The sequence below is a fragment of the Brevundimonas sp. genome, assembly GCF_023259385.1.
Classification (GTDB): domain Bacteria; phylum Pseudomonadota; class Alphaproteobacteria; order Caulobacterales; family Caulobacteraceae; genus Brevundimonas.
Window position 1 is genome coordinate 1 of record NZ_JAHFPF010000221.1, and the last position, 5,941, is coordinate 5,941.

6 protein-coding genes and 1 pseudogene are annotated in these 5,941 nt (G+C 68.5%); all 7 read left to right on the forward strand.

The window, feature by feature from the left end; all coding sequences use genetic code 11:
• Nucleotides 1-418 (forward strand): IMP dehydrogenase (locus Q0C81_RS14865; RefSeq protein ID WP_291839596.1); only part of this gene is annotated, 418 nt, incomplete at its 5' end.
• Between the two features lie 17 nt (nt 419-435).
• Entirely contained in the window at nt 436-837 is a 402-nt protein-coding gene (locus Q0C81_RS14870; RefSeq protein ID WP_291839598.1) for an MAPEG family protein, read from the forward strand.
• A gap of 10 nt (nt 838-847) precedes the next feature.
• Nucleotides 848-2,152 (forward strand): RsmB/NOP family class I SAM-dependent RNA methyltransferase, encoded by a 1,305-nt coding sequence (locus Q0C81_RS14875; protein WP_291839600.1) that lies wholly within the window; start codon nt 848-850, stop codon nt 2,150-2,152.
• Nucleotides 2,149-2,862, forward strand: coding sequence for a 5'-methylthioadenosine/S-adenosylhomocysteine nucleosidase (locus Q0C81_RS14880; protein WP_291839602.1), 714 nt, complete (start codon nt 2,149-2,151; stop codon nt 2,860-2,862). Before Q0C81_RS14875 ends, Q0C81_RS14880 begins: the two co-directional genes overlap by 4 nt.
• On the forward strand, nt 2,859-4,421 hold the full coding sequence (gene guaA, locus Q0C81_RS14885; protein ID WP_291839603.1) for a glutamine-hydrolyzing GMP synthase: 1,563 nt from the start codon (nt 2,859-2,861) through the stop codon (nt 4,419-4,421). Before Q0C81_RS14880 ends, guaA begins: the two co-directional genes overlap by 4 nt.
• Nucleotides 4,422-4,558: 137 nt before the next feature.
• Nucleotides 4,559-4,942: pseudogene (locus tag Q0C81_RS14890) on the forward strand (propionyl-CoA--succinate CoA transferase); the annotation flags it as partial.
• A gap of 448 nt (nt 4,943-5,390) precedes the next feature.
• Nucleotides 5,391-5,816, forward strand: coding sequence for a hypothetical protein (locus tag Q0C81_RS14895; protein ID WP_291839604.1), 426 nt, complete (start codon nt 5,391-5,393; stop codon nt 5,814-5,816).
• Nucleotides 5,817-5,941 lie beyond the last annotated feature (125 nt).

A 5,941-nucleotide genomic window follows, 5' to 3' on the forward strand; every position in this document is an offset into this window, starting at 1 on the left:
GGCCATCGCGGCCGGCGCCAGCGTGGCCATGATGGGCTCGATGTTCGCGGGCACGGACGAGAGCCCGGGCGAGGTCTTCCTGTACCAGGGCCGGTCCTACAAGTCGTACCGCGGCATGGGCTCGGTCGGGGCCATGGGCGCCGGTTCGGCGGACCGCTACTTCCAGAAGGAAGTGGAGACCCAGAAGCTGGTGCCCGAGGGCATCGAGGGCCAGACCCCGTACAAGGGTCCGATCGCGCCGGTGCTGCACCAGATGGTCGGCGGCCTGCGGGCGGCCATGGGCTATGTCGGCGCCGCCACCATCGCCGACTTCCAGGAGAAGGCGCGCTTCGTGCGCATCACCGGGGCGGGGCTGCGGGAAAGCCACGTCCATGACGTGATGATCACGCGAGAGGCTCCGAACTATCGGCAGGGCTAAACAGGAGAGCGCAAGCCATGGATATGTCGCCTGAATTCATCCTCCTGGCCTTCACGCTCATCCTGGCCCTGGTCCAGATCGGCGCGGCGGCGATCGCCCGCACCGCCGAACTGGGCGCCAAATGGAACGCGGGCCCGCGCGACGGAGACAATCCGCCGCCGGGCAAGCTGGCCGGGCGCCTGATGCGGGCCCAGGCCAATCTGTTCGAGACCCTGCCGCTGTTCATCGCCGCCGTGATCATGGCGCATATCGCCGGTAAGGACGGGACCACCGTCACCTTCATCGGCACGCATCTCTATTTCTTCGGGCGGCTGCTCTACGTGCCGCTCTACGCCTTCGGCGTCCCCGTCGTCCGCTCGCTGATGTGGGTCACCGCCACCGTCGGGCTGGTGATGGTGATCGTCGCCCTGTTCGTCTGAAAGACCTGAATTGACCCCAGCCGCCCGCCTCGCCGCCGCCGCCTCGATCTTGGACAGCATCGCCCAGGGCCGTCAGCCGGCGGAAGCCGTTCTCAAGACCTGGGGGACCGCGAACCGCTACGCCGGGTCCAAGGACCGCAAGGCCATCGCCGACCGCGTCTACAAGGTGCTGCGCGCCCGCGGACGGCTGGTCTGGGCCATGGGCGGCCGCGAGGACGGCCGGGCGCTGGTGATCAGCTCCCTGAGCCTGATCGACGCCCTGCCGCTGGATGAGATCGAGGCCCTGCACGCCGGCGACGGCTATGGCCCGCGCCCGCTGTCGAAGCAGGAGCGCGCGCGCCTGACCGCCGCCGGTGAAGGCGAACTGCCGGGCTGGGTGGCCTCGGGCCTGCCCGAGTTCGCGGTGGAGGACTTCAAGGCGACCTTCGGCGACCGCTGGGCCGAGGAGGCGCGCGAGCTGATGGCCCCGCGCGCGCCGATCGACCTGCGCGTCAACGGCCTGCTGGCGACCGTTTCGGACGTGGAGGCCGAGCTGCGCGCCGCCGGATTGACCCCGGAGCCGACGCCGTTCTCGGCCTTCGGCCTGCGCCTGCCCAGCGAGCCGCCGCCCAATGTGCAGGCGCAGGACGCCTTCAAGACCGGCCATATCGAGATCCAGGACGAGGGCAGCCAGATCGTCTCGTGGCTGGCGGGCGCCCAGCCCGGCATGACCGTGGTCGATTATTGCGCCGGCGGCGGCGGCAAGACCCTGGCGCTGGCGCAAGCCATGCAGGCGCAGGGCACCCTGGTCGCCTGCGACGTGGTGCAGAAGCGGCTCGACAACATCCGTCCCCGCCTGACCCGCGCCGGCGTGGCGGCGGACCTTTGCCTGCTGGGCCAGAACGGCGGCGGTGTCGAGGACCTGAACGGCAAGGCCGACCTGGTCTTCGTCGATGCGCCCTGCAGCGGCTCGGGCACCTGGCGGCGCCGTCCCGAGGACGCCTGGCGGCTGACCCCGGACGAGGTCGAGCGCCTGCACGCCCTGCAGGTCCGCATCCTGTCGCAGGCCTCGCAACTGGTGAAGCCGGGCGGGCGTCTGGTCTATGTCACCTGTTCGATGCTGAGCCGCGAGAACGAGGCTTCAATCGCCGCGTTCGAAGCGGCCCATCCGGCGTTCGCGCCGCTGCCGGTCGCCACGGCCCTGTCGGACGCGGGCCTGACCCCCGCCGCGGCCGAGACCCTGGCGGCGAAGGCCGACGGACACCGCCTTCGAATGTCCCCGGCCTCGACCCAGACCGACGGCTTCTTCGTCGCCCTGTACGAGCGCGCCGCATGACCGGCGACTGGCGCATGGAGCGATACGGCGACGTCTCGGTCCTCTGCGTCATGGCGGCCCCGGCGGAGTACGGCGCCCATCTGCAGGCCCGCATCCGGCCCTTGATGACGGGCGTCGGCCCGGTCGAGGCTGCGGTCGTGCTGACCGCGACGCTGGCCCGGCTGGAGGCGAGGGGAGACCTGCCCGACCTGATCGTCTCGCTGGGCTCGTGCGGGTCTCCGACGCTGGAGCATGCGGCGGTCTATCAGGCGGCCTCGGTCGGCTATCGCGACATGGACGCCAGCGCGCTCGGGTTCGAGAAGGGCCGCACGCCGCTGCTGGACCTGCCCGCCGTCCTGCCGCTGCCCTGTCCGATCCCGGGCGTGCCGACCGCCACCCTGTCCACCGGCGCGGGGGTGATCAGCGGCGCGGCCTATGACGCCATCGAGGCCGAGATGGTCGACATGGAGACCTTCGCCCTGCTGCGTTCGGCCCAGGCCTTCGGCGTGCCGCTGGTCGCGCTGCGGGGGGTGTCGGACGGCCGCGCCGAGCTGAAGGCTCTGGAGGACTGGACCTCGACCCTGCACCACGTCGACGAGGCCCTGGCCGCCGCCCTGGACCGGCTGACCGGCGTGCTGGAGGCCGACGGCCTCGCCGCCCTTGCCATTGCCGCTTCAGGCGGCCAAGACCCCGCCCATTCCACGCCCTCCCCGGAATCGCTCACGCCATGACCACGACCGCCTCGCACCAGAAAGTCCTGATCGTCGACTTCGGCAGTCAGGTGACACAGCTGATCGCCCGGCGCCTGCGCGAGGCGAGCGTCTATTGCGAGATCCACCCCTACGCCAAGGCCGAGGCCGCGATGGCGGCGATGAGCCCGGCGGCGATCATCCTGTCCGGCGGACCCGAGAGCGTGCACGAGGAGGGCAGCCCCCGCGCCCCGCAGGCGGTGTTCGAGGCGGGCGTGCCGGTGCTGGGCATCTGCTACGGCGAGATGACCATGTGCGAGCAGCTGGGCGGCAAGGTCGAGGGCGGCCATACCCGCGAGTTCGGCCGCGCCGAGATCACCGTCGAGAAGGCTTCGCCCCTGCTGGAGGGCCTGGCCCCCGTCGGCGAGGAAGAGACGGTGTGGATGAGCCACGGCGACAAGATCGTCGCCATCCCCGAGGGCTTCGACGTCGTCGCCTCGTCGTCGGGGTCGCCCTATGCGGTGATCGCCGACGAGACCCGCCGCTTCTACGGCGTGCAGTTCCACCCGGAGGTGATGCACACCCCGCGCGGCCACCAGATGCTGAAGAACTTCACCCACGGCATCGCGGGCCTGAAGGGCGACTGGACCATGGCGGCCTATCGCGACGAGAAGATCGCCCAGATCCGCGAACAGGTCGGCGACGCCAAGGTGATCTGCGGCCTGTCGGGCGGCGTGGACTCCTCGGTCGCGGCCGTGCTGATCCACGAGGCCATCGGCGACCAGCTGACCTGCGTGTTCGTGGACACCGGCCTGCTGCGCAAGGATGAGGCCAAGCAGGTCACCACCCTGTTCCGCGAGCACTACAACATCCCGCTGATCCACGTTGATGCGTCGAAGGAATTCCTGGGCGAGCTGGCCGGCCAGTCGGACCCGGAGACCAAGCGCAAGACCATCGGCCGGGTCTTCATCGAGATCTTCGACCGCGAGTCCGCCAAGATCGAGGGCGCCGCCTTCCTCGCCCAGGGGACCCTCTATCCGGACGTGATCGAGAGCGTCTCGTCGTCCAGCGGCAAGGCCCACGTCATCAAGAGCCACCACAACGTCGGCGGCCTGCCGGACTATATGAAGCTGAAGCTGGTCGAGCCGCTGCGCGAACTGTTCAAGGACGAGGTCCGCGCCCTGGGCCGCGAACTGGGCCTGAGCGACGCCTTCGTCGGCCGCCATCCCTTCCCGGGACCGGGCCTGGCCATCCGCATCCCCGGCGAGATCACGCCGGAGGCCGTCGAGACCCTGCAACAGGCCGACGCCATCTATCTGGACGAGATCCGCAAGGCGGGCCTGTACGACGACATCTGGCAGGCCTTCGCCGTGCTGCTTCCGGTCAAGACGGTCGGCGTCATGGGCGACGCCCGCACCTACGAGAAGGTTCTGGCCCTGCGCGCGGTGAGCTCCACAGACGGCATGACCGCCGACTTCTACCAATTCCCCTGGGACGTCCTGGGCAAGACCGCCACGCGCATCATCAACGAGGTGCGGGGCGTGAACCGGGTGGTCTACGACGTGACGTCCAAGCCCCCCGGCACGATCGAGTGGGAGTAAGGGCGCAGCCGCCGCCAAATTATCCCGGATGAGCGTTTCGATGAACCCGTCGGCCTACCTTGGGACGTCGCCGGTTGATCCGGATCAAGGTCGTGGGACCCGCGACCTTTCATGGGACGGGGAGCGGAGCCGTCAGCATGACCCGGATCAATTCAGAGACGCATCGGCGCAAGGTGGTCAGCGCCGAAGTGGCGGCGGACCTGATCGCTCCGGGCACGACGATCGGCCTCAGCGGCTTCACCGGAGCCGGCTATCCCAAGAGCGTGCCGGCCGCCCTGGCGGCGCGCATCCAGCGGGCGCACGGGCGGGGCGATCCCTTCCAGGTCCGCGTCTGGACCGGGGCGTCCACCGGTCCCGAGCTCGACGGGGCCCTGGCCGAGGCTGACGGGATCGAGTTCCGGCTGCCCTATAACTCCGATCCCGTCGCGCGCGAGAAAATCAACCGCGGCGAGATGGAATATTTCGACATGCACCTGAGCCAGGTCGCGCCCGCCGCCTGGCAGGGGATCCTGGGGCCCCTCAAGCAGATCTAGAATTCGATCGCATGGAGAGCTTAGGTCTCACAATCCACTACGCACGACTCTGGCGATACCGGTGCGATGGGCCGCCGCATGCGGACTGGAAGCCGCTTTCGCTTGGGCTAGGCAAGGCGTTGCGAGGCTATCAAGCGGAGCCTGCGGCGACCTGTCGCAACATCCGGCAAGCGCGACCAAAGCGCGAGTCTGATGACGCTGGGCGCCTCCGACTGTCTGGTTGACTGGCCGAAGTAGGGCCGGCTGCATTCAATGCCCGACGGGGTTTCGGCCAAGCTTGACTGCGCGCGCTTCGTCCAGCGGGGGCGTTGTGTGCACAAGACCCCGGTAGCGAAACCGTCCGTGGACCGCGCGGTCCTTACGCGTTCGACGCGAATCTATCGCTTGCGAAGCGAGGGGTTCGAAGGAAGGATGCCTCCAGTTCTGGGGCGTCCGAATGATGATTGCGGTTCTGCGGATGGCGGCTGTGGCTCTCCTTCTGGCGGGATGTAGACAATCGGATTCGACTATATGCCAGCTTGCGTCTGGGCATGATGGCGCGAGCGCCGGCGTCGCCTCCAGCCCTGTCGATGAACCCTCAACATCCCTCGGCCGCGCGCAGGGTTGTCTGCGGCGCGCGGCCTATCGCGAAGCCAGGTCCTCGAAGTCTGCGAACTATGCGGCGGAGGAAGCCCTGCGGCGCTGTGCGGACCTGGTCACGATCACCAGCGCGCAGGCGGCGGCCGCCGAGGAGCCGGTCGGGCTGATCGATGAACACTTCAACCTGGTGCGACGCCCTCGTCTGATGGCCGAGGAAAGGGAGAGGCTCTTCCGGTTCGCCTTGGATCGGGTGATCGAGAAGCGATCCGGAATCTGCAGGTAGTTCTACATATTTTCTTGTTCGTGGATCGGGTGCCTGGTCCATTTGTTGGGAGATGAGGTGCCGTGTCGTACGATTACAGTGACCTTGCGGATCTTCCTAAAAACGTTCTTGATAAGATACAAGTA

Coding starts and splice junctions, on each gene's coding strand:
- Q0C81_RS14895 (WP_291839604.1), top strand. CDS start 5,391: ATGATGATTGCGGTTCTGCGGATGGCGGCTGTGGCTCTCCTTCTGGCG.
- Q0C81_RS14880 (WP_291839602.1), top strand. CDS start 2,149: ATGACCGGCGACTGGCGCATGGAGCGATACGGCGACGTCTCGGTCCTC.
- Q0C81_RS14870 (WP_291839598.1), top strand. CDS start 436: ATGGATATGTCGCCTGAATTCATCCTCCTGGCCTTCACGCTCATCCTG.
- guaA (WP_291839603.1), top strand. CDS start 2,859: ATGACCACGACCGCCTCGCACCAGAAAGTCCTGATCGTCGACTTCGGC.